The organism is Sphingomonas sp. R647 (genome assembly GCF_020177055.1).
Classification (GTDB): domain Bacteria; phylum Pseudomonadota; class Alphaproteobacteria; order Sphingomonadales; family Sphingomonadaceae; genus Sphingomonas.
Map to the genome: position 1 here is coordinate 430,039 of NZ_JAIQXT010000002.1, position 23,654 is coordinate 453,692.

Genomic DNA, 23,654 nt, shown 5'->3' on the forward strand with positions numbered 1-23,654 from the left:
CGCGGGATCGGCTGGCCCTTACGCCGCCTTGCGCCGCTCGCTCATCTCCTCGTTGAGCATTTCGGCGAGCAGGAAGGCGAGCTCGATGCTCTGCCCGGCGTTGAGGCGCGGGTCGCAATGGGTGTGGTAGCGGTCGGCAAGGTCGTGTTCGCTGACGTCGATCATGCCGCCGGTGCATTCGGTGACATTCTGTCCGGTCATCTCGGCATGGATGCCGCCGGCATAGGTGCCCTCGGCGCGGTGGACGGCGAAGAAGCCGCGCACTTCGGCGAGGATGCGATCGAACGGGCGGGTCTTGTAGCCGTTCGCGGCCTTGATGACGTTGCCGTGCATCGGGTCGCAGCTCCACACCACCGGATGCCCCTCGCGCTTCACCGCGCGCACCAGCTTGGGCAGGCCGTCCTCGATCTTGTCATGGCCATAGCGGGTGATCAGCGTCATCCGGCCCGGAGTGCGCGTCGGATTGAGCGTGTCGAGCATGCGTAGCAGCGCGTCGGGCTCAAGGCTCGGCCCGCACTTCATGCCGATCGGGTTGCCGATCCCGCGCAGGAATTCGACATGCGCCGACCCGTCAAAGCGGGTGCGGTCGCCGATCCACAGGAAGTGCGCGCTGGTATCGTACCAGTCGCCGGTCAGGCTGTCCTGCCGGGTCAACGCCTGCTCATAGGGGAGCAGCAGCGCTTCGTGGCTGGTGTAGAAATCGGTGCGCTTGAGCTGCGGTACGGTTTCGGGGTTGATCCCGCACGCCTCCATGAAGTCGAGCGACTCGCCGATGCGGTCGGCGACGTTCGCGAACTTGTCGGCCCAGGGGCTGCGGCCCATGAAGTCGAGCGTCCATTTGTGGACCTGATGCAGGTTGGCATAACCACCGCTGGCGAACGCGCGCAGCAGGTTCAGCGTCGCCGCCGACTGGGTATAGCCGCGGATCATCCGCTGCGGATCTGGGATGCGCGCTTCGGGGGTGAAGGCGATGTCGTTGACGTTGTCGCCGCGATAGCTGGGCAGTTCGACCCCGTCGATCGTCTCGGTATCCGCCGAACGCGGCTTGGCAAACTGGCCGGCCATGCGGCCCAGCTTCACCGTCGGCAGCTTCGAGGCGAAGGTGAGGACGACCGCCATCTGGAGGATCACGCGAAACGTGTCGCGGATGTTGTTCGGGTGGAACTCCGCAAAGCTCTCGGCGCAGTCGCCACCTTGCAGCAGGAACGCCTCGCCGCGCGACACGCGGGCCAACTCCTGCGTCAGCGCGCGCGCCTCGCCCGCAAAGACCAGCGGGGGGAAATTGGACAGCGTGTCGGTCGCAGCGGTCAGCGCAGCGCTGTCGGGGTAAATCGGCAGCTGCCGAGCTTCGGCACGGGTCCAGCTGTCAGGGGTCCAGTCCATCGCCTGCTCCAAATTGCGGACATGGACGTACCAGTCCTGATGATGCGCGATACCATTCGCGGCAATCTGATTGAGAACGGCGGGGGAGGCACGTTTTCCGTCCTCTTCCCAGCCCTGCACGGTCGATCCGGGCGTGTCGAACCAAGCGCCGAATGCGGCGCGCGACATGGAGCGTTCCTCACGGAAGCGACGAATTTTGGAACCGGCTAACGTTGTCATGGCGCGGCCTTACCCGCGCGGGGTAAATAAATGCAAGCGCGAAATTCACCCGGCCGGGGTAAATGTCGTTGCGCCTGTGCACGGCGGTTCAGCGAAGCTTAATCGGGCGGCGTGCGATACGCGGGATGTAGCCGTGGAGACCTGTATGATCCGTCCCTTCCTGATCGCATTGCTGGCCGCTTCCCCCGTGCTGGCACAGGAAGGGGAGAGCGCTGATGGCAGCGCGCCGCCACAGCGGGTGCGTAGCGTGTTGCTGTATGGCGAGGAATCATGCCCGAAGCCCGACGGGCCCGACGAGGTGGTGATCTGCGCCCGGCCCGGTGACTCGCCGTTCCGCATTCCCAAGGCGCTGCGGAAGACGGAGCCGGGGCCGGAGGGGACGAGCTGGGTCCGCCGCGCCGAACTCGTCGATGAGGTCAACCGCGCGACGCTGCCCGGCAGTTGTAGCCCGATCGGCAGCTATGGCCAGAGCGGCTGCACAATCCGGATGCTGCAGCAGTGGAAGGCCGAGATGAAGGCGAAGAAGGACGAGGAAGCGGCGATGCCGCGCGGCTCCGAACTCGACGATTAGTTACTGGCCGAAGCCGGGCTCGGCTGCGCGGGTCACGGCTTCGCGTGCGGCCGCGAACAGTGCGCCGGCCTTTGCCTCGCACTCGCGCTGTTCATAGACCGGGTCGCTGTCGGCGACGATGCCCGCGCCGGCGGTGACGTGCATCGTCCCGTCCTTCACGATCGCGGTCCGCAGGACGATGCAGCTGTCCATCGATCCGTCGGGGGAGAAATAGCCGACGCCGCCGGCATAGGGGCCGCGCTGGTCGCGTTCGAGTTCGGCGATGATCTCGCACGCGCGGACCTTTGGTGCGCCGCTGACGGTGCCGGCGGGGAAACCCGCGAACAGGGCGTCGAGCGCATCGGCATCGGGGCGCAGTTTGCCGACCACGTTCGACACGATGTGCATGACATGGCTGTAGAATTCGACGGTGTAGCTGTCGGTGACCTTGACCGATCCGGCCTCCGCCACCCGACCGACATCGTTGCGGCCCAGGTCGAGCAGCATCAGATGCTCGGCGCGTTCCTTGGCATCGGCGAGCAGGCTGTCGCGGTTCGCCACGTCTTCGGCGGCATCCTTGCCGCGTGGGCGGGTGCCGGCGATCGGGCGGATCGTCACCTCGTCGTCGCGGACTCGGACGAGGATTTCGGGGCTGGACCCGGTCAGCGCAAAGCCGGGCAGGTCGAGGAAATAGAGGAAGGGCGAGGGGTTCACGCGGCGCAGCGCGCGGTACAGCTCGATCGGCGGCAGCGCGAAGGGCGCGGTGAAGCGCTGGGCGAGGACGACCTGGAAGATGTCGCCCGCAGTGATGTACTCCTTCGCGCGGGTGACCATCTTCGCATAGTCGGCGGCGGGCACCACCGGCTGCGGCACCACGTCGGTCGGGTGGGCAGTGGCGCGCGGTGGGAGCGGGGCAGCGGACAGGCGCGCGGCGGTTGCCTCGATCCGCTCGGCGGCGGCTTCGATCTGCTGCTCCGGATCGCGCGCCGCATCGGGCCAGACCGGCGCGACGAGGAACAGCGAGTCCGCCAGCCGGTCGAAGATCAGGATCACGGTCGGCCGGACGAAGATCATGTCGGGCAGCCCCAGCGCGTCGTTCGCGGCACGGGGCAGGGTTTCGACCAGTCCGATCGTCTCATAGCCGAAATAGCCGACAAGGCAGGCCAGCGCCCTCGGCAGTTCAGCCGGGACGTCGATGCGGCACGATTCGACCAGCGCGCGAAAGGCATCCAGCGTCGGCGCATCTGCCGGGGCGAAGGCGTTGCGGTCGGTGAGCCAGCTCGGATTGACCTCAGCCGCTTCGCCATGGGCGCGGAAGACGAGGTCGGGGGCGAGGCCGATCATGCTGTGGCGGCCGCGCACCGCGCCGCCCTCAACCGATTCCAGCAAAAAGTCGCCGCGGCCCGGCTCGATCAGCTTGAGTGCAGCAGCGACCGGGGTGTCGGTATCCGCCAGCTGTCGCCGCCAGATCAGCGCAGGCCGGCCAGCGGCAAGCGCCGCGCGGGCGGCATCGATCCCTTCAATCCCCCCGCGCATCGCGATCAGTTGCCGCCCGTCGCCTGACCGCTCAGCTGCGCCTTGAGCGCGGCGATGGCGGCTTCGTTGCGCTTGACCTTCACGGCCTTGCGGGCAGCGGCGGCGAACTGTTCGACATATTCATTGCCGATCAGCTGGGCGAGCTGGCCGCGGGTCTGGCCGATCAGGTCGGCGTTGCCCTTGGCATTGCCCTCTTCGATATCGTCGAGCTGGACGATCCAGTATCCGCCCTGCTCGGGTGCAGGGATGGTCTTGGCCTTTTTCTCCGCCATGCTGAACATCAGGCGGACCGGCGGGGGCAGCTGGTCGCCCATCTGCGACAGCTGGCCGCGCGAGGCGTCGAGCGGCTGGATCGCAGGCAGGTTGAGGCCGCTTTCCTTCATCGCCTGAGCGATCGGCATGCCCTTGTTCAGCTTGGCGAGGATCGCGTTGGCGGCCTTGCGTGCGCCGTCAAGCTGACGGCTGCGGACCAGATCCTCGGCGACATTGGGACGGATTTCGGCGAGCGGGCGGGGTGCGGCGGCGATGATCCGGTCGGTCTTGACCAGCGCAAAGGCGCCTTCTCCGCCCAGCGGGATCAGCTGGGGATCGTCGGTTGCTTCCATCGAGAACCCAGCCTGAGCGATCTGCGCCAGCGTGGGGTCAGGCGCGGTTTCACCGGCCAGCGCGGCACGACCATCGGGGAACAGCGGAGCGCTGGTTTCCGCCTTGAGCTTCGAGCCGGCCACCAGTTCGTCAAAGGTCGAATTCCCGGCGATCTCGCCGTCGATCTTGGCGCGCAGATCGGCGAGTGCCGTGGCCAGCTTGTTCTTGGCGATCGTGTCGGCGAGCTCGGCGCGGACCTGATCCAGCGACTTGCCGGCGACCTGTTCGATGCTCTCGACGCGGACGATGTGCCAGCCGAGCGGCGAGCGGAGCGGGCCGACGACGGCGCCCTGTGCACCGGCAAAGGCGGCGTCGGCGATCGCGGTGCTGCTGGCGCGGGCAAAGGCGGCCTTTTCGGCATTCTGCAGCGTCGATGCCTGAAGGCCAGCGGCCTTGGCGGCGTCGGCCATCGACGTGCCGGCATTCACCTTTGCCGCGATGCCCTTGGCCGCGGCTTCGTTCGCGACGATGATCTGCGCGAGATTGCGGCGGGTGGTCGCGGCATATTGCGCGGCGTTCTTCTTGTATTCGGCGGCGATTTCCGCGTCGGTCGCTTTCGCGCCAGCTTCGAACTGCGCCGGGGTGACGACGGCGTAGCGGACCACGCGGCGCTCGGGCAGCGTGTAGCGGCCCGAGTTCTTCTGGTAATAGGCCTGGATCTCGGCACCAGTCGGCGGGGTGCCGGGGGCAATCGCGCCGATCGGAACATAGCCGACCGAACCCTTGCGCCGCTCCAGCATCAGCGAGGCATAGGGGGTCGCCAGCTCGGCCGGGACCGGGCCGGGGTTGGCGATCGGGGCCATCAGCCACTGGACCAGCGTTTCGCGGCGGATGTCGTTGCGCACCTGTTCGGCGGTCAGGCGCTGTTCCGACAGGAGCTGGTCGAAGCGCTGCTGGCTGAACTTGCCGTCGAAGCCCTGAAAGGCGGGGATCGATGCGATCTGGCCATCGATCGCGGCGGTCGAAACGGCCATGCCCTGCTGGGCAGCATATTCCTCGAGCGCCATGCCGTCGATCACCTGGTTCAGCACCTGATCGAACCCGCCGGTGCGGACGAACTGGGCCATGTCCAGCATCGGCTGCTGCTGACGCACCCGCTCCAACGCGTTGCGGAGGCGGTCCTGCAACTCCTGCTCGGTCAGCTTCTTGTCGCCGACTTGAACCAGCGCGCCGCTGGACGATGCGCCGCCGACGCCGAGGCTCTGAACGTCCATCATCGCAAAGCCGACGCCAAGTGCCACCAGCAGCAGCAGGGCAACGATCTTGCCGGGGGTCGAGAAAATGACGCGGCGCAAATTGGTGAGCATGAAAACCCGCTGAAATGGGAAGGATTGGCCCCGCTTTAGGGGTGAGGGGCACGGGCATCAAGCGACAACGGTAGCGTGGGCGGGCAAGGTGCTTGTGCGGCCTGCCGCTGCGGCCTATCGCGATTGTCCAATAGTGGACAGGACGGGGAAGCGGGATGCGGCGCAAGCTGGTGGCGGGCAATTGGAAGATGAACGGCGTCACCGATTCGCTCGGCGAAGTCGCGGCGATTGCCGAAGCGGCGGCGGCCAATCCCGGCGTCGATGTCGCGCTGTGCCCCCCGGCGACGCTGATCGCCCCGGCGGTGGCCGTCGCGGGCGGGATGCCGATCGGCGGGCAGGATTGCCATGAGAATGACAACGGCGCGCATACCGGCTGCATCTCTGCCCCGATGCTGAAGGATGCCGGCGCCACGCTGACCATCGTCGGGCATAGCGAGCGGCGGGCGGACCAGAACGAAACCAGCCATGACGCCTGGGCCAAGGCGGCGGCGGCGCATCGCCATGGCCTCAACGTCATCCTGTGCGTCGGGGAGACCGAGGCAGAGCGCAATGCCGGCCGCGCCGAGCGGGTGGTCCAGGCGCAGATCGAGAAATCGGTGCCCGAGGATGCGGACGGCAGCTGGTTCACGTTGGCATATGAGCCGCGCTGGGCGATCGGCACCGGGCGCACCCCGACGCTGGAGGAAATCGAATTGATCCACGCCATCGCCCGCGCCAAGCTGGGCATGATGGTCGGCGCGGAAAAGGCCGAGGCGATCCGCATCCTATATGGCGGGTCGGTGACCGGGGCGAATGCGGCGAGCATCCTGGCGGTCGACAATGTCGACGGCGCGCTGGTCGGCGGGGCGAGCCTGACCGCCGAGAAGTTCGTGCCGATCATCGCGGCGGCGGCGACGCTGTAGGCGATGGCAGAGCTGCCTGAGACGCGGGGACGGCGGATCGGGCGGTGGCTGCTCGCGCTGTTCTATGCGGCGGCGGGGGTGGCGCATTTCCTGTTTACCGATGCGATGGTGCGGATCGTGCCGGCATGGGTGCCATGGGATCCGCGTGAGGTGGTGCTGACCACCGGCGCGGCCGAGCTGATCTGTGCCGCCGCGCTGATGACCCGGAAGTGGCGGCTGGCGGCGGGCTGGGCGCTGGCGCTGTATGCGCTGTGCGTGTGGCCGGCCAATGTGCAGCACGCGATGATCGACCTGGCGTGGCTGGGCGGGAGCGGGACGGGGCTGTCGGCATGGTACCATGTGCCGCGCTTGCTGGCGCAGCCGTTGCTGATCGCGTGGGCGCTGTGGGCGGTTGGCGCGGTGCGGGTGGAGCGCAGCGTGGCGGCGGCGGGAAACTGACGAAGTTCCGCGCAACGCGCTTCATTCTGTCAGTTTGCGATGGCGCTGTGGCACTTCGGGCGGTTCGGCGAGCGCGGCCATCGCCATGCGGAAATCGGGGCGGGTGATCGTGCCGATCTGACGCCCGCGATAATAGCGCGGACGGGTGACGCCGTTGAGCGCACGGTCCATCGCCATGCTGAACATGCGGTCATAGCCCATCATCAACGCCGCATCCCAGGCGCGGGCGAAGTCGGCCGCCTCGGGCCGCTCGCGCAGTTTGTACGCGGTCTGGCGGCTCATTCCTACGGCTTTGCAGGCGCGGGTGACGGTGCCCATGACGGCGAGGGCGTGGATGAAGTCCGTTTGTCGGAGCGCGGTCCAGCCATCGGCGCGGCCACAGGTGGGGGCGGGCGTGAAGGCGAGGATGGCTTCATCCTCGTCAGACAGGCCGGTGGAGGGCGGGGCGGGCGGGGTGGGTGAGTCGTTCATCCACCAGTTTATGTGCTGGAACGGGGCTTGTAGGAAAGGGTTTGTTTTTGGTTTGTTCGCTTTGATTTCGAAAGGGCCCTGACCGCTTGCGGCTGCGCGGTTTGCCTAGCATCAAGACACATTAAGGGGGCGTGCCAGCACATGTGGCGTTGGCAATGTCCACAATGAGGATATCAGTAGATGAGTGATGCCGATCGTTCAGTACAGTGGATCCGTCACAAACTCCCCACCCCGATGAAGATCGTTCTTGGGTACGGGATTCCAGTCATGCTGATCGCGGCCTGGAGCGCAGTTTTCCAAACCAAGCAGTATGATGTCGCGGTGTTGATGGCATCGCTAGGGGGCGGACTGGCATTGCTGATCTATACCAATCACAGCGGCTATCGGGTGGCTTGGGATGATGAACGGGTCTATATGCGCAACTGGGGATTCCGAAATCTACTGTTTCAGCGCTACCCTTACCATTCGATGACCTTCGAAGAGATGGGGGATATGAAAGGTTATGCCCCCCCCGAACTCCGGCCCACCCGTTACGCGGTTAATGCCGTACCAGAACTTAGAGCTTGTCTCTAACGATGCTTGCGTTGAGAATATCTCGATATATCCGGCGGGCCTGAACGAAAGTGACTTGGCGGTTTTCTTGGTCGATCTGCATGCCAAACGACTTGATATCTTTCCTGAGCCAATTCTGAAACGCATGGACAAGATCAGGATATAAGGGCAGCTCAGCGTTCGCTTGAACCGCCCCGCCTTCCATCATATCCTCCCCGCATAGCGCCAGAGGTCATCCGATGGAGTCCACCCGCCGCCTTGATATCGAACTGCCCGAAGATCTGGCCGACGCCGTTGAGGCGCGAGTCAGTGCGGGGGAGTATGCGAGTGTGAGCGACGTGGTGGCGGACGGGTTGCGGGCGCTGGCGGAGCGGGACGATGATCCGGCCTGGGATGCCGAGGTCGAGCGCTGGCTGAAGACCGAAGTCGCAGCTACTTATGACCGCCTCAAGGCTGGGACGGAGCGCACCTATTCGGTCGAGGAAGTGCGCGCGTATTTGCAGCAGGCGCGGGATGCGCGGAACGCCGCTGAGTGAGGCGATATCGCGTCGAGCTGGGGCAGCAGGCGCGGGATCAGCTCGCTGCGATCGAAGCGTATATCGGTGAGCGCGCCACGCCGGAAATCGCGACCCGCTATGTGGAAGCTTGGTTGGCGGACTGAGTGGGGCGATGTCGCCCCGCTTTCTGCCATGACTCCTCCACCCCAACCCCTCCTCTGAAGAGGAGGGGCTTTTCTTAGGCGTCGATGGTCACGAAGCTGTCCATCACCCGCTTCCGCCCGCTCGTCTCGAACTCGATCTCCAGCTTGTTGCCTTCGATCTCCACAATTTCGCCATAGCCGAACTTCTGGTGGAAGACGCGCATGCCAAGCGACAGGTCGTCGCGGCCCTTGTTGCCGAGGCTGACCGCGCTGCCGCGGTTTTCGACCACGCGCTTGGGGGCTGTGGTGAAGCTAGACGAGGGCGCGGCGGCGCGTTGCCAGCCGGGGCCGCGGCCGGTGCCTCGGCCGACATGGGCGAAGGGGTCGGCGTGTTCGCTCCAGTTGGCGCGCCACAGGCTCGCGCCGCCGGTCATCGTGGATTCCTCCTCGATATGCGCCTTGGGCAGCTCGCCGACGAACCGGCTGGGGATGCTGCTGGTCCATTGGCCGTAGATGCGGCGGTTGGCGGCGTGGAAGATGGTGGCGAGGCGGCGGGCGCGGGTGATCGCGACATAGGCGAGGCGGCGCTCCTCCTCGAGGCTGGCGAGGCCGCCTTCGTCGAGCGAGCGCTGGCTGGGGAAGACGCCTTCCTCCCAGCCGACAAGGAAGACGGTGTCATATTCCAGCCCCTTGGCGGCGTGGATGGTCATGATCGTGACCTTGGGCTCGTCGGCGCTGGCGTCATTGTCCATGACGAGCGAGACGTGTTCGAGGAACGCGCCGAGCGTTTCATACTCCTCCATCGCGCGAACGAGTTCGGACAGGTTTTCCAGGCGGCCGGCGGCTTCGGCGGTGCGGTCCGCCTGCCACATCGCGGTGTAGCCGCTCTCATCGAGGATGATCTGGGCGAGTTCGGTGTGGGGGAGGTGGCCGATGCGGGTTTCGGGCACTGCCTCGCCATCGGGGACGGGGGCGCGGAGCATCTGGCTCCAGCGGGCGACGTCGCCGACGAAGCTGCCGAGCGCGCGGCGGGCCTGCGGCGTCAGTTCGTCGGTGTCGAGGATGCGTGCGGCGGCGACGAGCAGCGGGATGCCCTCGGAACGCGCGAGCATGTGGATCTTGGCGATCGCCTTGTCGCCCAGGCCGCGCTTGGGGACGTTGACGATGCGTTCGAAGGCGAGGTCGTCGGAGGGCTGCTGGACCAAGCGCAGATAGGCGAGCGCGTCGCGGATCTCGGCGCGCTCGTAGAAGCGGAAGCCGCCGACGATGCGATAGGGCAGGCCGGTGGCGATGAAGCGGTCTTCGAACTCGCGCGTCTGGTGCTGGGCGCGGACGAGGATGGCGAAATCGTCGAGCGATTTGCCGGTGCGGATGCGGGCGGATTCGATCTCCTCGCCGACGCGGCGGGCTTCCTCCGGGCCGTCCCACACGCCGATGACGCGGACCTTTTCGCCCTCGTCGATCTCGGTCCATAGTTCCTTGCCGAGGCGGCCGCTATTGTTGGCGATCACCGCGCCGGCGGCGGCGAGGATGTGCGGGGTGGAGCGGTAATTCTGTTCGAGGCGGATGACCTTGGCGCCGGGGAAGTCCTTTTCGAACTTCAGGATGTTTTCGACCTGCGCGCCGCGCCAGCTGTAGATCGACTGATCGTCGTCGCCGACGCAGCAGATGTTCTTGCGCTCCTGCGCCAGCAGGCGGAGCCAGAGATACTGGACGCTGTTGGTGTCCTGATATTCGTCCACCATGATGTAGCGGAAGCGCTGTTGGTACTGCTCCAGCACGTCGCGATGGGTGCGCAGGATGGTGAGCATGTGGAGCAGCAGGTCGCCAAAGTCGCACGCGTTGAGCGCGCGCAGGCGGTCCTGGTACTGCTGGTAGAGCGACTGGCCCTTGCCATTGGCGAAATGTTCGGACTCGCCCGCGTCGAGCATCGCCGGGGTCAGGCCCTTGTTCTTCCACCCGTCGATCAGGCCGCCGAGCTGGCGCGCGGGCCAGCGCTTTTCGTCGAGGTCGTTGGCGACGATCAGCTGCTTGATCAGGCGGAGCTGGTCGTCGGTGTCGAGGATGGTGAAGTTGCTCTGCAGCCCGACCAGTTCGGCGTGGCGGCGGAGCATCTTGGCACCGATCGCGTGGAAGGTGCCGAGCCACGGCATCCCCTCGACCGAGTCGCCGACATGGTGGCGGACGCGTTCGCGCATCTCGCGCGCGGCCTTGTTGGTGAAGGTGACCGACAGGATCTCCGACGGGTAAGCGCGGCGCGTCCAGAGCAGGTGCGCGAGGCGGGCGGTGAGCGCGGCGGTCTTGCCGGTGCCGGCGCCGGCGAGGACGAGAACGGGGCCGTCGACGGTGAGCACGGCTTCACGCTGCGGCGCATTGAGGCCGCGCAGATAGGGGGGATCGTCGGCGGAAGGCTGAGGTACGGACATTGTGAACAGGTAGGGAACGCGGCGAGTCGGGGCAAGCGCGATTGCCGTCTTGCTATCGTCATCAAGCTGGGGGAGGCTTTATCGTGTATCCTCAAGGAGATCGGCAATGATTATCGGACGGCGGCCATTGTTGATCGGGGCGGCGGCAGGGGCGCTGGGCGGCGCGACGCGGGTGGCGGCGGCCACGTCCTACAGCGTGCCGATTCGGCTGACCGAGGACCGGGTGCTGGTCGAGGCGATGTTCGGCGGGAATCGCGCTTTCCTGCTCGCGCTCGATACCGGTGGGCAGATGGGGCTGATCAACACCGGGATCGCCGAAACGATGGGCCTGAAGAAGATCGGCAGCAAGCGGCTGAGGCTGGCCTGGGGCAATACCGACTATCCGGTGTTTCAGGCGAAGGACGTGATGCTGGGCGGGCGCATCCGGCTCGAGACGCTCGAGCTGGCCGGAATCGACCGCGATCTGGGCGATGGCGCGATCGGGTCGCTTCCCGCCTGGGTGCTGACGCTGGCGGATGGCGAGCTTGATTTCGATGCGGGGCTGTGGCGCGCCTATGAGGGCGGTTTGCCGACGCTTGCCGGCGCGACGCGGTTTGACAAGGCGATCGTTCAGAAGGGCGCGACGGCGGACAAACGCTTCCTGTTCGCCGATGCTGCGCTGAACGGGCGCAGCTTTCGATTCGGGCTTGATACCGGCATGCCGACCGTCATGCGGATCTATCGCAAGACCGCGGAGGCTGCGGGGCTGTGGGATGCGCCGCGCTGGACGCCGGCGGCGCCGCGTGGCGAGACGCGCGTGATCCGGCCCGATCGGCTGGAACTGGCCGGTGCGACGATCGCGCGGCCGGTGATCCAGATGCGCGACAAGCCCGATTGGGACGAGTTCGACACCGGGATTATCGGCCTGCCGATCCTGCGCCAGTTCAACATCGCGACCAGCAACCGCGATGGCGCGGTGCTGCTGACGCGTAACCGCCAGGCTGCGCAGCCGGCGCGCTACAACCGCGCGGGCATGTGGCTCGATCGCGCGGGGCGGGGGACGGTGGTCGGTGTCGTGGGTGCGGGGAGCCCGGCGGAAAAGGCCGGGATCAAGGCTGGCGACCAGCTGTCGGGGATGCCGTTCGAGCGCCTGATCCGCGAGACATCCGGGCCGGTGGGGACCGTGCTGCCGCTGACGGTCGAGCGGGACGGGGCGAGCCGTTCGGTGGCATTGACGCTGGAGGATTTCCTCTAACCCTGGCGGGGCGCGAACGGACGCGTTGCACCGTGATCCTGCTTGGGGCAGGGAGGCGAAATGCTGGAGAAATTGAAGCGCAGGTTCGACAAACGCAGGCTGGTGCTGATCGCGGCACTCGCCGGGGTGGCGCTGTATGTCGGGTGGCGGACCGGTGGGTTCGAGGGGCAGCAGCCCGAGCAGAAGCCGTGCGTCGAGGGCCGCAACGAGATCAAGGACAAGGACGGCAAGGTGGTGCAGGTGACGCGCACGACCTGTTATGAAAACAAGAAGTAACGGCGCCGGGGGGCGCCTGCACGGGGAGGACATGGATGGACGCTGACCGGACGCGGCGACGGCGCGCGCTGTGGGCGAGTTTCGTGGGTACGGGGATCGAGTTCTACGATTTCTACATCTACGCGACCGCCGCAGCATTGGTGTTCGGGCAGATCTTCTTTCCCAAAAGCGATGCCGGGGTTCAGCAGATGCTGAGCTTTGCCACGCTGGGCGTTGCGTTCTTTGCGCGTCCGCTGGGTGCCGCAGTGTTCGGCCATTATGGCGACCGGATTGGGCGCAAGGCGACATTGGTCGCGTCGCTGCTGACCATGGGCCTGTCGACCACGTTGGTGGCGTTTCTCCCGACCTATGAGATGGCGGGCATCGTCGCGCCGCTGGCGCTGTGTGTGCTGCGTTTCGGGCAGGGCTTTGGTCTGGGCGGCGAATGGGGCGGGGCGGCATTGCTCGCGGTCGAGAATGCGCCGCCGGGATGGCGCGCGCGGTTCGGCAGCGCGCCGCAGATGGGCGCGCCGGCGGGGTTCATCGCTGCCAATGGCCTGTTCCTGCTGCTGCTTAGCTGGATGAGCCCGGCTGAGTTCGCCGATTGGGGCTGGCGCATCCCGTTCGCGCTGTCGGCGGCTTTGGTGCTGGTCGGGCTGTGGGTGCGGCTGAAGCTGGGCGAGACGCCCGAGTTCAAGGCGTCGCTGGCCGAAGCGCCGCCGGCCAAGGTACCGCTGGGCGAGGTCGTCTCGCGGCACGGAGCGGTGCTGGTGGGCGGGACGCTGGGCGCCGTATGCTGTTTCGCGACCTATTATATCGCGACCGCGTTCCTGCTTGGCTGGGGGACCAAGACGCTGGGCTATCCGATGCAGGATTTCCTGGGGGTTCAGCTGGTCGCGATCCTGTTCATGGCTGGGGGCATCTACCTTGCCGCATGGGCTGCTGATGGGCGCTGGGACCCGCGGCGGGTGCTCGCCGGGGGATGCGTGATGGTTGCACTGGCGGGGTTCGTGATTGCGCCGCTGATGGCCGCCGGGCTGGGCGGGGTGTTCGCGTTTCTGGCGTTGCTGCTGTTCGCGATGGGGTTCGTCTACGGGCCGCTGAGCGCCTGGCTGACCGACCTGTTTCCGGCGCGGGTGCGCTATACCGGTGTGTCGATGGCGTTCAACGTCGCGGGGGTGATCGGCGGCGGGCTGACCCCGGTGATCGCGCAGAAGCTGGCGATGGACGCGGGGCTGGCGCCGGTCGGCTGGTATCTGAGCGGAGCGGCGGTGCTGAGTCTGATCGCTTTGCTGGCGCTGAAAGGACGCGACGCAGCGTAATCGCACTGATCCACGTTAGTCGGTGGACCCTTGCCCGATGCTGCCCGTTGAGCGGGGAAGACATCACAAGGGGCTTCCCACATGGCAGACGAAACACAGTTCGACACCGACTTTGGCAATGGTGGCGAAACGCATCAGCGCGTGCCCGAACAGGGCGATCATGCGGGCGCAGATCACCTGACCACCAATCAGGGCATTCGCGTGTCCGACAATCAGAACCAGCTGAAGGCGGGCGTGCGCGGGCCGGTGCTGCTCGAAGACTTCGTGCTGCGTGAGAAGATCTTTCACTTCGACCATGAGCGGATCCCTGAGCGGATCGTGCATGCGCGCGGTTCTGCGGCGCATGGCTATTTCGAAAGCTATGAGGACCTGTCCGACCTGACCAAGGCCGGGCTGTTCAGCGCGAAGGGCAAGAAGACGCCGGTGTTCACGCGCTTTTCGACAGTGGCGGGCGGCGCAGGGTCGGTCGATACGCCGCGCGACGTGCGCGGGTTCGCGGTCAAATTCTACACCGAAGAGGGCAATTGGGATCTGGTCGGCAACAACATCCCGGTGTTCTTCATCCAAGACGCGATCAAATTCCCGGACCTCGTTCATTCGGTGAAGATGGAGGCGGATCGCGGCTATCCGCAGGCGGCGTCGGCGCACGATACCTTCTGGGACTTCATCAGCCTGATGCCCGAATCGATGCACATGATCATGTGGGCGATGAGCGACCGCACGATCCCGCGCTCGCTGCGCACGATGCAGGGCTTCGGCGTCCACACATTCCGCATGGTCAATGCCGCCGGCAAGTCGACGTTCGTGAAATTCCACTGGAAGCCCAAGCAGGGCGTGCAGTCGACCTGTTGGGACGAGGCGGTGAAGATCGCCGGGGCCGATCCCGATTTCCATCGCCGCGACCTGTTCGAGGCGATCGACATGGGCAATTTCCCTGAATGGGAGCTGGGCATTCAGGCGTTCGACGAAGAGTTCGCCGACAGCCTGCCCTATGACGTGCTCGACCCGACCAAGATCATCCCCGAGGAAGTACTGGCGGTGCGCCCGATCGGGCGGATGGTGCTGGATCGCTATCCCGACAATTTCTTCGCCGAGACCGAGCAGGTCGCGTTCTGCCCGGGGAATATCGTGCCGGGGTTGGACTTCACCAACGATCCGCTGCTGCAGGGGCGGTTATTCTCGTATCTCGACACGCAGAAGAGCCGCTTGGGGACCGCGAATTTCCACCAGCTGCCGATCAATGCGCCGAAATGCCCGGTGATGAATTTCCAGCGCGATGGGCGGATGCAGATGAACGTGCCCAAGGGGCGCGCGAATTACGAGCCGAATAGCCTGGACATGGCGGGCGAAGTGACCGGGCCACGCGAATGCCCGGTGACGGGGTTCGAGACGCATCCGGGCCGCGATGCCGAGCAGGAGCAGGGCGACAAGCTGCGGCTGCGGCCGGAAAGCTTTGCCGATCACTATAGTCAGGCGCGGATGTTCTATCGCTCGCTGGCCGAGGCGGAGCAGGCGCATGTTGCGTTCGCGCTGGTGTTCGAGCTGTCCAAGGTCGGGCTCGAGCATATCCGGGTCCGGACGGTGGCCAATCTGGTGAATGTCGATCCGGATCTGGCCAAGCGCGTGGCGGGCGGGATCGGGATGCCGGTGCCCAAGGCGTCGAAGGCCGCAGCTGAGGTGCAGGATTTCGACCTGTCACCGGCGTTGCGGATCATCGACGGGCCGCTGGAGCCGCAGGACATTGTCGGCCGGTCGATCGCGATTTTGGTCGCGGACGGATCGGACGCGGCTGCGGTCGCCAAGATGACCAAGGCGATCGAGGGCGCGGGTGCGCGCGCGGTGATCGTCGCGCCGAAGGTCGGCGGTGCCAAGATGTCGGATGGGTCGTTGCTGAAGGCGGATGCGCAGCTGGCGGGCTATCCGTCGGTGATGGCGGATGCGGTGGTGATCGCGCTGTCGAAGGAAGGCACCGCGATGCTGCTTAAGGAAGGCGCAGCGGTGCAGTTCGTGATGGACGCGTTCGCACATTTGAAGGCGATTGCGGCGAGTGACGAGGCTCAGCCGCTGCTCGACAAGGCGGGCGTGGAGCCTGACGAGGGTGTGATGGGCCTAGATGACGGGTTCATCGCAGCGGCGGCGAAGCGGTATTGGGACCGTGAGCCGGGCGTGCGGATGCTACCCTGATGCTTAAGCGGCGGCTTCCAGTTGGGGAGCCGCCGTCGCCTTATGGGTAGCGTTGGCGCGCGTGAAGGACACGTAAGATTCGAACACGACGATCATCTACCTGATAAATCAAAAGATAATTTGGGTGGAGAATGGCCTCGCGCGTCTCGGGAGCGCGGCCTGGGCGGTAGGCGAGTGGAAGCGCCGCCACGCGCTCCGCACCATCCACAATCAGTTGTTCCAGCCGATGAGCAGCGTCGCGGTTTCGAACGGCGACGAACATAAACAGGTCGCGCAAATCGCGCCGGGCATCCGCCGACCAAACGAGTTTATGCGCCACCGTGCTTTTCGATGATCTCGCGAATCTCAGCCTTCATCTGTTCGTGCGAGATATCCGGCTCGGTCGAATTGAGCGCCGCCTCTACCTGGGCGCGAAACCAAGCGTCGTACGCCAGCGCGTCCTCCTCGGTGTCGAATTCCGAGATGATTGGGTCGAGCTTTCCCATGCCTTAATTATGCGCGCTCAGGCTCTGGCGCGCAAGATCGTCAGCATCGCCTTGCCATGAACCCGCTCCGTATCGGTGACGAAGCCGTCCACCTCGACCTTTTCGCCTTTCGCGGTTTCGATGCTGACCCAGGTTGCGGGGCTGGTCCAGCCGAGGCGGGCGAGCTTGTCGAGCGCGACTGCGCCTGCGCCGGTGCCGTAGGGCGGGTCCATCATGATCAGGTCGAGCGGCTTGGCTGCGGGGCCGAGCGACAGGACCGATCCGGCGCGGATGTCGGGGCGGATGCCGAGCTTGTCGGCATTGGCGCGCAAGGCGTCGAGTGCGGCGCGATCCTGTTCGACAAACAGGCACGACGCGGCGCCGCGCGATAGCGCCTCAAGCCCCAGCGCGCCCGAACCCGCGAACAGGTCGGCGACGGCCAGCCCCTCGAAGCTGCCGACGCGGCTGGTGAGCATCGAGAACAATGCCTCACGCGTGCGGTCGGCGGTGGGGCGGGTGGCTTCGCCCCTGGGCGCGACCAGCGGACGGCCGCGGAAGGTGCCGGCGATGATCCTCATTTGCGGGGGCCTCGTTTGGCTGGGCCGCCCTTGCCAGCGGGCGGACGTGGTCCCGCAGGGGTGCCGGGGCGGCGATCATTGGGGCGGAAGGCGCGCTTGGGCCGGTCGAGCAGCGGGCCGGCGTCGTCGTCATGCTGGGCATGACGCGCGGGTGCTGGCTTGTTGAACGGCTTGCCCTTCTGTTGAAGGGGGCGGCCGGGCGAGTCTTGCCGCGGGGGGCGAGGGGATTTCGCAGCTGCGTCAGGCGTGGCGCCCCGCTTCGCGCGGTGCCGGTCGCCTTGCCCTTCGCCGAACGCGGCAGGGTTGGCTTGCCTTTCCGCCGCGGCCTGATGCCGGCGGCGTTGGGCGACGCCGAATTTCTCGGGGCCTTTCTTTTCGGCCTTGGGCCGTTGGGGCCGCGCGGGTTTGTAGGCTTCGGGCTCGCTGATTTGCGCGCCGACCTTGCGGCGTTCGGCGCGGTTGGCGGGGAGCGCGGTGGCGGGTGCGCTGGGCACCTCCTCGGGGTCTGCGTCGACTGCCTTGGACTTGCCCGACAGTTGCAGGTTCGACGCGGCCTTGCCGCCGCCGGGGCCGGTCAGCGCCTTGCGAAACACGATCAGGTCGTGCTGGCGAATCTCGTCCACCGCCGCGACGGGCATGTCGCCAAGTTCGAACGGACCGTAGCGGGTGCGGATCAGGCGGCTGACCTTGAGACCGAGATGTTCGAGGACGCGGCGGACCTCGCGGTTCTTGCCCTCGGTCAGGGTCAGTTCGATCCACACATTCGCGCCGGTGCGGCGTTCGAGGTTGGCGTTGATCGAGCCGTAGCGGATGCCCTCAATCTCCACGCCGAGCATCAGTTCTTCGAGCTGCTCCTGGCTGACCTGACCGTAAGCGCGGGCGCGGTAGCTGCGCTCGACCCCGGTGGCGGGGAGTTCGAGCTGGCGCTTGAGCTCGCCATCGGTGGTCATCAGCAACAGCCCCTCGGTCGCGAGATCGAGGCGGCCGACCGGCATCAGGCGCGGAAGGCCCTTGGGCAGGCGACTGTAGATGGTTGGGCGACCAGCCGGATCGCGTTCGGTGGTCAGCAGACCGGCGGGCTTGTGGAAGCGGAACAGACGGGCGGGCGCCGCAGCCGCGACCGGCTCGCCATCGACGGTGACGCCGTGGAGCGAGGTCAGGACCGTCGCGGGGGTCGTCAGGACCTGACCGTTGATCGCCACGCGACCCTCGGCGATCATGCGTTCGATTTCTCGCCGCGACGCGATTCCGGCACGGGCAAGCAGCTTGGCGATACGCTCGCCGGACCTGGTACCTTGCGGTTCAGATTCATTGGTGGATGAAGGGGACATTGGCGCGCGATACAGCGGGTTTCGGTTTCGCGCAAAAATCTTGTGCGCGGGCGAACCCGGAGTGGGCCTAACGCGTTGTTGGACCGTAACGTTCGGGTGGGTCATGGTGTTCGGGAAGAAGAAGCGGCGGATCGTTCGGGTGCTGATCGTGGAGGACGAGCCATTGGTGGCGTTCGACACCGAACATTTCCTGTCGGAAGAAGGGTTTACAGTCGTCGCCACGACCGATTCGGTGGGCGAGGCGATCGGGCATATCATCGCGGTTGAGAAGCCCGACATCGTGCTGGTGGACCTGGGGCTGCGCGATGGCAGTGGCAAAGATGTTGCCCATGCCGCCTGTGCCGAAAATATTCCCGTGCTGATCGTCACCGGGCGCAATCCCGACGAGTTCGAGGCGATCGGGCTTGGCTGCCTGATGAAACCCTACAAGCAGCGCGATCTGGTGGCCGCGATCGACATTTGCGAAGCGCTGACCGACGGGCGCACGCCCAAGCGCATTCCATCCGCCCTGCGCCTGTTCCAGCCCGTCGCGCAATAATCCTTCGCCGGGCTTTGCAGCGTCGAATTTGTCGCTAGGGTCCGCGGCGAAAGCGTGGGGGATTGCATGAGTGACGCGGTGACGCCGGCCAGTGGATCGTTGATCGACGGGATCCGGCCCTATTTCGAAAAGGCGCCGCTCGCCGCGCTTGCGCTCGGCATTTCGTCCGGCTTCCCCTTTGCAATGATCGGCGCGACGCTGACGACGCGGCTGGCGCAGGACGGGATCACCAAGTCGGCCGTCACCGCATTCGCGCTCACGTTCCTCGCCTACAACCTCAAATGGGCGTGGGCGCCGGTGGTGGACAAGTTCCGGATTCCCGTGCTGGGCGCGATCGGCGCGCGGCGCAGCTGGCTGATCGTCACGGGGGCGCTGGTTGCGGCGGCGGTGATCTTCCTCGGCAGCCTCGACCCCACCGCATCGCTTGGCTGGGTCGCGGCGGCGGCGATCATGGTGGGACTGGCGGGCGCGACGTTCGACATCGTGATCGACGCCTATCGCATCGAGTTGCTCGAGCCGCGCCAGCTGGGCGTCGGATCGGGCATGTCGCAATATGGCTGGCGGATCGGATCGGCGGCGGCGGGGGGACTTGCACTCTATGTCGCCGAGGGCGCGGGCTGGGGCGTTGCCTATGCCGCGTGCGCGATCTTTGCGCTTCCGGCGGTGCTCGCCGGGCTGATCGTCGGCGAGCCCGAGCGCAAGGTGTTCCGCGAATGGCCCGAGCGGATGGGGCAAAAGCCGTATTTCGCCTTCATCCTCGCGTTCGTGCCGCTGTATCTGGGCGCGCGGTGGATGGATCAGGCGCTGGGGGTCAACATCCTCTCCAACATGGTGCTGGTCGGGTATCTGTTCCCGCTGTTCGACCTGACCGCGCGACGCGCGCGCGACGCGGGCAGGCCGAGCGCGCTGGCCTGGGCCGGGCTGGTGCCGGTCGCGGGTGTCGCGGCGGGGCTGTGGTTTGGCTGGAGCGACCCGGTGGCGATCGGGCTGTGCGGGCTGGGCGCGGCGGTGCTGCTATGGATCGCGAGCCTGACGCCGATCGCGATGACCACGATCGAAAGCGGCAAGATCGGGCCGTTGATGGAGTTCTTCCGCCGCGACGGCGGGCTTGTCGTGCTGCTGTTCGTGCTGGTGCACAAGCTGGGCGATACGCTGGCGAACCTGACCCTGCGGCTGTTGTTCAACGACCTTGGCTACACCAATAGCGAGATCGCGTTTTACGACGTGTTCGTCGGGTTCATCGCGCTGCTGGCCGGCATTTTCGTCGGCGGGGTGCTGTACGTGAAGCTGGGCATGAAGCGGTCGGTGTTGTTGAGCCTGTTCCTGATGATGATTTCCAACGCCGCGTTTGCGTGGCTGGCGGCGAGCGGCAAGAGCAACATCGGCATGGCGCTGGCGATGGGGTTCGAGAATTTCGCGAGCGGTGTCGGCGGGGTGTGCGTGGTCGCGTACCTGTCGGCGCTGTGCAACCTCAGCTTCACCGCGACGCAGTTCGCGCTGCTTTCCGCGGCGGCGAGCATCCTTGGCCGGTTCCTGTCGGGGACCAGCGCGGGGCGGCTGATCGAGGGCATGGGTTATGTGAACTATTATCTGCTCACGACCCTGCTCGCGCTGCCGGGCGTCGTCATCTTCTGGTGGATGATGCGCGCCGGATTGGTCGATCGCTCGATCGGGACCGCGGCGACCGAGACGGCGGAGCGCGCGACCTAAACCTCCACCGGCATTCCGGAATCGGCGAAGGCGTTGGCGAGCGCGTGGGCGGTGGCCAGCATGCCGTCGACGCGGCGGATGCCTAGCAAATCGCCGAGCAGGAGGCGGGCGCGTTCGCTGTCGCGTTCGACGTTGGCGACGACCTCGATCAGCGCGCCTTCCGACGCGGTCATGCGCGCGCAGCACCATGGCGCGATCTGGATCGGGCCTGAGCTGGCCGCCGACATCTCTGCCATCAGCGTGCGCAGCAGCAGCAGTGGGCGGCGGAACTCCTTGCCGAATGCGGTGATGAAGGCGTGGGCGGTGGCCGCGTCATTGAGACCGTGTGCGCCGAGCTGACGGATGCCGAACAGCAACAGGCGCGCGGCGGGGTCTTCGGGCTGGACGCGCGGCAGGGCGTTGCCGAGGCTTTCGGCGGTGAGGGGGCGGGCGGGTGTGTGGCGCAACGGGGCGACTCCTTGCTCTGGAGTGCCAGTCTGCCATTCTTCTATTGATAGTCAATCGCAATAAGCATCAGTCGGGGAGTTCGTCGTTTTCCCGGAGCACTTCGCCTGCAAGGTAGAGCGAGCCGAGGATCAGGACGAGCGGGGCGTCGGCGGTTTGCAGGCTGGCGAGCGCGGTCGGGACATCGGGCGCGATCCCGGTCGTGGTGATGCCGAGCGCGCGGGCGGTGGCGGCAAGGTCCGCCGGATCGTGGTGCGCGTGGCCGGGGACCGGGACCGCCGTGAAGCTGGCGGCGAGCGGGGCGAAGGGGGCGAGCAGGCCGGTCGCGTCCTTGTTTGACAACATGCCGAGGATCAGGTGCGCGGGGCGGCCGTTCGCGACCTGCGCGAGCGTGGCGCTGACCGATTGCGCGGCGGCTTCGTTATGGCCGCCGTCGAGCCAGATTTCGGCTCCGGCGGGCAGGCGCGCGTGGAGCGGGCCGGGGGTCAGACGCTGCATGCGCGCGGGCCAGCGGGCGGCGGTGGCGGCTGCGGCGAAGGCGTTGTCGGGGATGCACAGGCTGCTCTGATGGCGCAGCGTGGCGATGGCGAGCGCGAGGTTGGCGGGCTGGTGCGGGCCGGCGAGGGTGGGGAGCGGGGTTGCGACCTCGCCCTGCGCGTCGCGGTAGAGCAGGCGATCGGGCGTGACGGTAAAGTCCCAGGCGGTGCCGCGCGCGTGGACCGGGGCTTGCGCGGCTGTGGCGACCTCCGCGATGCGGGCGGTGACGCTGTCGCCATAGGACATGGTGACGAGCGGGACGCCGGGCTTGGCGATGCCGGCCTTTTCGCCGGCAATGGCTTCGGCGGTGTCGCCGAGGAACGCCTGATGGTCGATGCCGAGCTGGGCGATGGCGCAGGAGGCGGGGGTTTGGATGACGTTGGTGGCGTCGAGGCGTCCGCCCAGGCCAACCTCGATAATGCAGGCGTCCGCCGGGGTGCGGGCGAAGGCGAGGAAGGCGGCGGCGGTCGTCACCTCGAAAAAGCTCGCGCCGATGTCACCGCCCGCGTCGAGCACCTGTTCGAGCAGGGCGGCGAGGGTGGCGTCGTCGATCAGCCGGCCAGCTAGGCGGATACGCTCGTTGAAGCGGACGAGATGCGGGCTGGAATAGACATGGGCGGTGAGGCCCGCGGCCTCGACCGCAGCGCGCAGGAAGGCGCAGGTCGAGCCCTTGCCGTTGGTACCCGCGACGTGGAGCACGGGGGGGAGGTGCAGGTGCGGGTTGCCGATCCGGTCGAGCAGCGCGGTAATGCGGCTGAGACCGAGGACATCGGCACCGGGGCCGAGCGCCCAGAGACGGTCGAGCTGGCGTTGGACGGCGGGGTGGGAGGAGGTCGCGTGGTCGGGCATCGCGGGGGTGTATAGCGGGTGTGGGGGCGGTGGGGAGGGGCTTGTGTGGCGAGGGACTCGATGAGAGAGGCGAGAGTGTCCCTTAGGGGTGTTGCGCAACTGTGTTCACACCGCGTTTGCCAGGGCGGGAGGGCGGATTTGATGAAAGATATCTCCTACTACTATGCTCAAGCCGAGACGCGGGGCGAGTTTGTTGACGGCTTGGGATGGTTCTGTCTTTCTACGCTCGACTACCCGAATGAAGAGGTGAACGAGAGTAACCTCGATGTTTACTATGAGCATTTTCTCAAATGCGCTGATCGCTTTGTGAAGAATGCACGCGCGAATGCGGTGATGAAGGATAAGATCAACCAGAGTTGGGCGTATATGCGGGCGGGCGACGAGCACAATGCCGTGCGTATCCTCCAGCGGGCGGAATGGGTGATCACGAACCCCAAAGAGGTGCCGGAACTGCATGAGAGCAGTCACTGAGTTCGCGCTGTGCGGGCAATGACTGTGTGTAGAGTTTCTGACGCTCAGCGGGACTAGCGGCCGCATCGGCGCATTAATCGCCCGTCACCAGGTAATGGTTGTAGAAATACACCTCACGCAGCAGGAACCCCGTCTTCGATTTCCAACTACGATACCGGGTTGTCGGGGTCGGGGCGCCATAAGCGGTGATCCCCGTGTCGCGCGCCATGCGTAGCGCGCGTTTCATGTGCAGCGGGTCGCTGACGATCAGGGCGGTGGAGAGGCGGTGGCGGTCCATCAGGCGCTTTGCCTCGGCCATGTTCTGCTGTGTGGTGCGGGAGCGGGTTTCGATCAGGATGGCTTGAGCGGGCACCCCGGCGCGGATCGCGATGGCGCGGGCAACTTGGGATTCGGCGTGCGGTGCGCCTTCGCCATAGCCGCCGGTCAGGATGAGTTTGCGGACGCGGCCGGTGCGGTAGAGGGTTAAGCCGTGGCGGATGCGCTCGCGGAAGACGGGCGAGGGGGCGGCATCGTTGACTGCTGCTCCGAGCACGATCGCGGCGTCGGCGGGGCCGGGGTGGTGGACTTTGCCGGTCGCGTCGATCTGGAGCGCTACGAGGATTAGCCATGCGGCGAGGGGGAGGAGCAGCCAGCGGAGGGCGCGGGGGATGCGGTGGCTTGCGGGCATG

The 23,654-nt window shown here is 66.4% G+C and carries 24 protein-coding genes and 1 pseudogene; 13 read left to right on the top strand and 12 right to left on the bottom strand.

Going from position 1 to position 23,654, the window contains the following annotated elements; all coding sequences use genetic code 11:
• Positions 1–18: 18 nt before the first annotated feature.
• Positions 19–1,383, bottom strand: coding sequence for a class II 3-deoxy-7-phosphoheptulonate synthase (locus K9B35_RS05955; protein WP_224921118.1), 1,365 nt, complete (start codon positions 1,381–1,383; stop codon positions 19–21).
• A gap of 364 nt (positions 1,384–1,747) precedes the next feature.
• Here K9B35_RS05955 and K9B35_RS05960 point away from each other — a divergent pair, with 364 nt between their 5' ends.
• Positions 1,748–2,173, top strand: coding sequence for a hypothetical protein (locus tag K9B35_RS05960; protein ID WP_224920882.1), 426 nt, complete (start codon positions 1,748–1,750; stop codon positions 2,171–2,173).
• Here K9B35_RS05960 and trpE read toward each other — a convergent pair whose 3' ends face one another.
• Positions 2,174–3,688 carry an anthranilate synthase component I gene (gene trpE, locus K9B35_RS05965; RefSeq protein ID WP_224920883.1) on the bottom strand — a complete coding sequence of 505 codons (1,515 nt, stop codon included), beginning with the start codon at positions 3,686–3,688 and terminating at the stop codon, positions 2,174–2,176.
• Positions 3,689–3,693: 5 nt separating this feature from the next.
• Positions 3,694–5,640, bottom strand: coding sequence for a SurA N-terminal domain-containing protein (locus tag K9B35_RS05970; RefSeq protein WP_224920884.1), 1,947 nt, complete (start codon positions 5,638–5,640; stop codon positions 3,694–3,696).
• A gap of 155 nt (positions 5,641–5,795) precedes the next feature.
• Between K9B35_RS05970 and tpiA the strand changes: the two genes are divergently transcribed.
• Both tpiA and K9B35_RS05980 read left to right on the top strand, forming a co-directional pair.
• Positions 5,796–6,542, top strand: a complete 747-nt coding sequence (gene tpiA, locus K9B35_RS05975; RefSeq protein WP_224920885.1) for a triose-phosphate isomerase — start codon at positions 5,796–5,798, stop codon at positions 6,540–6,542.
• Positions 6,543–6,545: 3 nt separating this feature from the next.
• Positions 6,546–6,980, top strand: a complete 435-nt coding sequence (locus K9B35_RS05980) for a hypothetical protein (protein ID WP_224920886.1) — start codon at positions 6,546–6,548, stop codon at positions 6,978–6,980.
• Between the two features lie 21 nt (positions 6,981–7,001).
• Here the strand turns inward: K9B35_RS05980 and K9B35_RS05985 are convergent, their stop codons facing one another.
• Positions 7,002–7,451, bottom strand: a complete 450-nt coding sequence (locus tag K9B35_RS05985) for a hypothetical protein (protein ID WP_224920887.1) — start codon at positions 7,449–7,451, stop codon at positions 7,002–7,004.
• Positions 7,452–7,631: 180 nt separating this feature from the next.
• Between K9B35_RS05985 and K9B35_RS05990 the strand changes: the two genes are divergently transcribed.
• The 3 genes from K9B35_RS05990 to K9B35_RS20160 all read left to right on the top strand — a co-directional run bounded on the left by K9B35_RS05990 (position 7,632) and on the right by K9B35_RS20160 (position 8,664).
• The gene (locus K9B35_RS05990) at positions 7,632–8,024 is read left to right on the top strand and encodes a hypothetical protein (protein WP_224920888.1); all 393 of its coding nucleotides are present in this window, start codon (positions 7,632–7,634) and stop codon (positions 8,022–8,024) included.
• Positions 8,025–8,242: 218 nt separating this feature from the next.
• Entirely contained in the window at positions 8,243–8,539 is a 297-nt protein-coding gene (locus K9B35_RS05995) for a type II toxin-antitoxin system ParD family antitoxin (RefSeq protein WP_224920889.1), read from the top strand.
• Positions 8,536–8,664 carry a hypothetical protein gene (locus tag K9B35_RS20160; protein ID WP_263622346.1) on the top strand — a complete coding sequence of 43 codons (129 nt, stop codon included), beginning with the start codon at positions 8,536–8,538 and terminating at the stop codon, positions 8,662–8,664. Before K9B35_RS05995 ends, K9B35_RS20160 begins: the two co-directional genes overlap by 4 nt.
• Positions 8,665–8,738: 74 nt before the next feature.
• Here K9B35_RS20160 and K9B35_RS06000 read toward each other — a convergent pair whose 3' ends face one another.
• Positions 8,739–11,069, bottom strand: coding sequence for an ATP-dependent helicase (locus tag K9B35_RS06000; protein WP_224920890.1), 2,331 nt, complete (start codon positions 11,067–11,069; stop codon positions 8,739–8,741).
• 106 nt (positions 11,070–11,175) lie between these two features.
• On the opposite strand from K9B35_RS06000, the gene K9B35_RS06005 reads away from it, so the two are divergent.
• The 4 genes from K9B35_RS06005 to K9B35_RS06020 all read left to right on the top strand — a co-directional run bounded on the left by K9B35_RS06005 (position 11,176) and on the right by K9B35_RS06020 (position 16,064).
• Positions 11,176–12,303, top strand: a complete 1,128-nt coding sequence (locus K9B35_RS06005) for an aspartyl protease family protein (protein ID WP_224920891.1) — start codon at positions 11,176–11,178, stop codon at positions 12,301–12,303.
• A gap of 60 nt (positions 12,304–12,363) precedes the next feature.
• Positions 12,364–12,579: a hypothetical protein gene (locus K9B35_RS06010; RefSeq protein WP_224920892.1), complete on the top strand. Its 216-nt coding sequence runs from the start codon at positions 12,364–12,366 to the stop codon at positions 12,577–12,579.
• Positions 12,580–12,614: 35 nt separating this feature from the next.
• Positions 12,615–13,880 (top strand): MFS transporter, encoded by a 1,266-nt coding sequence (locus K9B35_RS06015; protein ID WP_224920893.1) that lies wholly within the window; start codon positions 12,615–12,617, stop codon positions 13,878–13,880.
• Positions 13,881–13,961: 81 nt separating this feature from the next.
• Positions 13,962–16,064 carry a catalase gene (locus K9B35_RS06020; protein WP_224920894.1) on the top strand — a complete coding sequence of 701 codons (2,103 nt, stop codon included), beginning with the start codon at positions 13,962–13,964 and terminating at the stop codon, positions 16,062–16,064.
• Positions 16,065–16,104: 40 nt separating this feature from the next.
• Here the strand turns inward: K9B35_RS06020 and K9B35_RS06025 are convergent, their stop codons facing one another.
• The 4 genes and pseudogenes from K9B35_RS06025 to K9B35_RS20340 all read right to left on the bottom strand — a co-directional run.
• The gene (locus K9B35_RS06025) at positions 16,105–16,383 is read right to left on the bottom strand and encodes a type II toxin-antitoxin system RelE/ParE family toxin (RefSeq protein ID WP_224920895.1); all 279 of its coding nucleotides are present in this window, start codon (positions 16,381–16,383) and stop codon (positions 16,105–16,107) included.
• Complete coding sequence (locus K9B35_RS06030; RefSeq protein WP_224920896.1) at positions 16,373–16,549, bottom strand: stability determinant; 177 nt, start codon at positions 16,547–16,549, stop codon at positions 16,373–16,375. The genes K9B35_RS06025 and K9B35_RS06030 overlap by 11 nt, the downstream gene beginning before the upstream one ends.
• Before the next feature lie 17 nt (positions 16,550–16,566).
• Complete coding sequence (gene rsmD, locus K9B35_RS06035; protein WP_224920897.1) at positions 16,567–17,106, bottom strand: 16S rRNA (guanine(966)-N(2))-methyltransferase RsmD; 540 nt, start codon at positions 17,104–17,106, stop codon at positions 16,567–16,569.
• A gap of 569 nt (positions 17,107–17,675) precedes the next feature.
• A pseudogene (locus K9B35_RS20340) lies at positions 17,676–18,476 on the bottom strand (pseudouridine synthase); the annotation flags it as partial.
• A gap of 64 nt (positions 18,477–18,540) precedes the next feature.
• Here K9B35_RS20340 and K9B35_RS06045 point away from each other — a divergent pair.
• Positions 18,541–18,975, top strand: a complete 435-nt coding sequence (locus tag K9B35_RS06045; RefSeq protein WP_224920899.1) for a response regulator — start codon at positions 18,541–18,543, stop codon at positions 18,973–18,975.
• A 66-nt stretch (positions 18,976–19,041) separates the two neighbouring features.
• The gene (locus K9B35_RS06050) at positions 19,042–20,685 is read left to right on the top strand and encodes an AmpG family muropeptide MFS transporter (RefSeq protein ID WP_224920900.1); all 1,644 of its coding nucleotides are present in this window, start codon (positions 19,042–19,044) and stop codon (positions 20,683–20,685) included.
• On the opposite strand, the gene K9B35_RS06055 is transcribed toward K9B35_RS06050, so the two are convergent.
• Together K9B35_RS06055 and K9B35_RS06060 are read right to left on the bottom strand one after the other, a co-directional pair.
• Positions 20,682–21,131 carry a DUF6628 family protein gene (locus tag K9B35_RS06055; RefSeq protein ID WP_224920901.1) on the bottom strand — a complete coding sequence of 150 codons (450 nt, stop codon included), beginning with the start codon at positions 21,129–21,131 and terminating at the stop codon, positions 20,682–20,684. The genes K9B35_RS06050 and K9B35_RS06055 overlap by 4 nt on opposite strands.
• Positions 21,132–21,198: 67 nt before the next feature.
• The gene (locus K9B35_RS06060; protein WP_224920902.1) at positions 21,199–22,515 is read right to left on the bottom strand and encodes a bifunctional folylpolyglutamate synthase/dihydrofolate synthase; all 1,317 of its coding nucleotides are present in this window, start codon (positions 22,513–22,515) and stop codon (positions 21,199–21,201) included.
• Between the two features lie 141 nt (positions 22,516–22,656).
• On the opposite strand from K9B35_RS06060, the gene K9B35_RS06065 reads away from it, so the two are divergent.
• Positions 22,657–22,986 (top strand): hypothetical protein, encoded by a 330-nt coding sequence (locus K9B35_RS06065; RefSeq protein ID WP_224920903.1) that lies wholly within the window; start codon positions 22,657–22,659, stop codon positions 22,984–22,986.
• Positions 22,987–23,059: 73 nt separating this feature from the next.
• On the opposite strand, the gene K9B35_RS06070 is transcribed toward K9B35_RS06065, so the two are convergent.
• Complete coding sequence (locus K9B35_RS06070) at positions 23,060–23,653, bottom strand: YdcF family protein (RefSeq protein ID WP_224920904.1); 594 nt, start codon at positions 23,651–23,653, stop codon at positions 23,060–23,062.
• Between the last annotated feature and the right edge of the window lies 1 nt (position 23,654).

Bases quoted from the DNA above. Each gene is read 5' to 3' on its own strand.
- K9B35_RS05970 (WP_224920884.1), bottom strand. From the start codon at position 5,640: ATGCTCACCAATTTGCGCCGCGTCATTTTCTCGACCCCCGGCAAGATC.
- K9B35_RS06000 (WP_224920890.1), bottom strand. From the start codon at position 11,069: ATGTCCGTACCTCAGCCTTCCGCCGACGATCCCCCCTATCTGCGCGGC.
- trpE (WP_224920883.1), bottom strand. From the start codon at position 3,688: ATGCGCGGGGGGATTGAAGGGATCGATGCCGCCCGCGCGGCGCTTGCC.
- K9B35_RS05995 (WP_224920889.1), top strand. From the start codon at position 8,243: ATGGAGTCCACCCGCCGCCTTGATATCGAACTGCCCGAAGATCTGGCC.
- K9B35_RS06045 (WP_224920899.1), top strand. From the start codon at position 18,541: ATGGTGTTCGGGAAGAAGAAGCGGCGGATCGTTCGGGTGCTGATCGTG.
- K9B35_RS06070 (WP_224920904.1), bottom strand. From the start codon at position 23,653: ATGCCCGCAAGCCACCGCATCCCCCGCGCCCTCCGCTGGCTGCTCCTC.
- K9B35_RS06020 (WP_224920894.1), top strand. From the start codon at position 13,962: ATGGCAGACGAAACACAGTTCGACACCGACTTTGGCAATGGTGGCGAA.
- K9B35_RS06065 (WP_224920903.1), top strand. From the start codon at position 22,657: ATGAAAGATATCTCCTACTACTATGCTCAAGCCGAGACGCGGGGCGAG.
- K9B35_RS05985 (WP_224920887.1), bottom strand. From the start codon at position 7,451: ATGAACGACTCACCCACCCCGCCCGCCCCGCCCTCCACCGGCCTGTCT.
- K9B35_RS06030 (WP_224920896.1), bottom strand. From the start codon at position 16,549: ATGGGAAAGCTCGACCCAATCATCTCGGAATTCGACACCGAGGAGGAC.
- K9B35_RS06050 (WP_224920900.1), top strand. From the start codon at position 19,042: ATGAGTGACGCGGTGACGCCGGCCAGTGGATCGTTGATCGACGGGATC.
- K9B35_RS05955 (WP_224921118.1), bottom strand. From the start codon at position 1,383: ATGGACTGGACCCCTGACAGCTGGACCCGTGCCGAAGCTCGGCAGCTG.
- K9B35_RS06060 (WP_224920902.1), bottom strand. From the start codon at position 22,515: ATGCCCGACCACGCGACCTCCTCCCACCCCGCCGTCCAACGCCAGCTC.
- K9B35_RS05980 (WP_224920886.1), top strand. From the start codon at position 6,546: ATGGCAGAGCTGCCTGAGACGCGGGGACGGCGGATCGGGCGGTGGCTG.
- tpiA (WP_224920885.1), top strand. From the start codon at position 5,796: ATGCGGCGCAAGCTGGTGGCGGGCAATTGGAAGATGAACGGCGTCACC.
- K9B35_RS05990 (WP_224920888.1), top strand. From the start codon at position 7,632: ATGAGTGATGCCGATCGTTCAGTACAGTGGATCCGTCACAAACTCCCC.
- K9B35_RS06010 (WP_224920892.1), top strand. From the start codon at position 12,364: ATGCTGGAGAAATTGAAGCGCAGGTTCGACAAACGCAGGCTGGTGCTG.
- K9B35_RS05960 (WP_224920882.1), top strand. From the start codon at position 1,748: ATGATCCGTCCCTTCCTGATCGCATTGCTGGCCGCTTCCCCCGTGCTG.
- rsmD (WP_224920897.1), bottom strand. From the start codon at position 17,106: ATGAGGATCATCGCCGGCACCTTCCGCGGCCGTCCGCTGGTCGCGCCC.
- K9B35_RS06005 (WP_224920891.1), top strand. From the start codon at position 11,176: ATGATTATCGGACGGCGGCCATTGTTGATCGGGGCGGCGGCAGGGGCG.
- K9B35_RS06015 (WP_224920893.1), top strand. From the start codon at position 12,615: ATGGACGCTGACCGGACGCGGCGACGGCGCGCGCTGTGGGCGAGTTTC.